This window comes from Delftia sp. (genome assembly GCF_059499305.1).
Genome location: NZ_JCABYI010000016.1, coordinates 1,724 through 4,099, shown reverse-complemented (window position 1 = coordinate 4,099; position 2,376 = coordinate 1,724). Strand labels below are relative to the sequence as shown.

Annotated in this window: 1 protein-coding gene; it reads left to right on the top strand. The window is 69.9% G+C overall.

The features are described 5' to 3' along the window. Positions 1-2,376: DUF6531 domain-containing protein (locus AC5I49_RS10045; protein ID WP_495789269.1), on the top strand; the 2,376-nt coding region annotated here is incomplete at both ends.

Genomic DNA, 2,376 nt, shown 5'->3' with positions numbered 1-2,376 from the left:
ATCACCGACAGCGTCGTCAAGGGCAAGATCGTCACCGGCTCGCGCACCGTGCTCATCGGCAGCCAGGGCGGCCTGGCCTGCTCCGTCTGCCCGGACGGCATCACCGTCGGATCCCCTGTGAACCCCCAGCTCGGCGCCAAGGTCCTGCGGGGCGCAGAAGACCTGGACTTCGCCCTGCCATCGGCTGCGCTGCCTGTGGCCTGGCAGCGCCAGTACAGCAGCTACGTCAACCCCGAGCACGGCGCTGCCTGCGGCCTGCTGGGCCATGGCTGGCACCTGCTGCAGGAGCTCAGCATCCGCCTGCAGGAAGAGGCCACCTTGCTGCTGGACGCCAGCGGCCGCGTCATCACCTTCGACCAGCCCCTGGCCCCGGGCGGCCAGCTGCACAGTGCCAGCGAAGACATCTGGCTGCTGCGCGGCGGCAGCCCGGAGCCGGACGGCGGCACAGCGCCCTGGGCTGCGAACCCGCGCTGGTCGCATGTGGAGGCGGCGCTGGCGTGCAATCCCGAGGCCATCCTGGCCTTCAGCGGCGATGGCGACACCCTCTGGGGCTTTGGTCCTGCGCCCGGTGAACCTGTCGATGGCCCTTGGCGCCTCATGGCCCAGATCGACCGCTTCGGGCGCCGCCAGCTCTACCACTACAGCGACGGCAAGACCACGGCCCCGGACGTCAACGGCAGTCCGGAACCGCTGCCCGCAGGCCGCCTGGTCTCGCTGAGCGACGGCACAGGCCGGCGCTACCGGCTGCTGCACCAGCGCATCCATGGCGGCAGCGACGCGCAGGGCCTGAACGGACTGTGGGGCGCCGACGACGGCTGGCGCCTCATCGGGGTCGACCTCACGCAGGACCCGTTGCATCCCCTGTCCACCCCCATCACGCTCGTGCGCTACGGCTACAGCAGTGCAGGCGATCTCATCACCGTCCACGACCGCGCAGGCCAGCTCGTGCGCGAATTCGAATGGGACCACCACCGCATCAGCGCCCACCGCCATGCCAGCGGACCCTGGCACCGCTACCGCTACGAGAGCGCCCAGCCCGGCGCCCGCGTCATCGAACACAGCAACCAGGAAGGGCTGTCCTACCGCTTCGACTACCTCAGCCAACCGCCGGGCCCGGACGGCCAGCCGCGCGCGGTCACCCGCGTCAGCGACAGCCTGGATCGCATCGAGACCTACTACTTCGAAGGCGCAGCGGGCCTGTCGCGCCTCATCGCCCACCACAAGGCCGACGGCAGCCGCTGGCTGCAAAGCTACGACAGCTTCGGCCGCCTGGCCTCGCGCACCGACCCGCTGGGCCGCAGCGTCCACCTCAGGCGTGATGGACAGGGCCGGCTCATCGGCGTGCAACTGCCCGATGGGCGCAGCACCCAGCAGGAACACGACGAAGCCACGGGCCGCCTGCTCGCCTCCACCGACACCGCAGGGGCCACCACCGGCTACCAATACGACGCCTGGGGACGCCTCACCCAGATCACCCAGGCCGACGGCAGCACCGAGCGCTACCACTACCCCGACCCCCAGGAAGCGCCGCTCACCTGCGACAGCCCCCGGCGCATCGAAGACGCCCAGGGCGGCAGCAAACAGCTGGCCTGGAGCGATGCGGGCCAACTGCTCAGCTACACCGACTGCTCGGGCCACAGCACGCACTACCACTACGACCGCTGGGGTGCGCTCATCGAAGTGGGCAACGCCCTGGGCCAGCGCCAACGCCACCAGCGCGACGGCCAGGGCCGCATCGTGGCCAGCGAACTGCCCAACGGCCAGATCGAGCGCTACCACTACGACAGCGCAGGCCACCTCACGCGCATCGAACCGGCCCAGCCCCCGCTCACCCCTCTCATGGGGGGACAAAGCCCTGCTGCACCGGCCGCCGACCCCAGCATCCACCTGCGCTACGACCTCTGGGGCAGGCTGGTCCAGCGAACACATGGCGGCCTCACCCTGGCCTTCGAATACGACAGCGCCGGCCGCCTCACGCGTCTCGTCAACGAAAACGGTGCGCAAAGCCGCTTTGCCTGGGACGCGCTGGACCGGCTCGTGCAGGAAGAAGGGTTCGACCAGCGGCTGCAGCGCTACCGCTGGGATGCGGCAGGCCAGCTCATGGAAGCCACGGACGGCAACGCTGCACGGCAAAGCAGCAGCCACTATCGCTGGGACGAAGGCGGCAGATTGGTCGAACGCCAGCTGCCCGCCACGGCCCATGCGCCGGCCCAGACCCACCGCTACGAATGGGATGCGGCCGGACGCCTCATGGCCGCCAGCGTCTGGCAGCACACCGCAGAGAACACCATCCAACTGCAAAGCCGCATAGCACTGGAACGCGATGCCCTGGGCCGCATCACCGCAGAAGTGCAGCAGCTGTACCGCCCAGGCAAG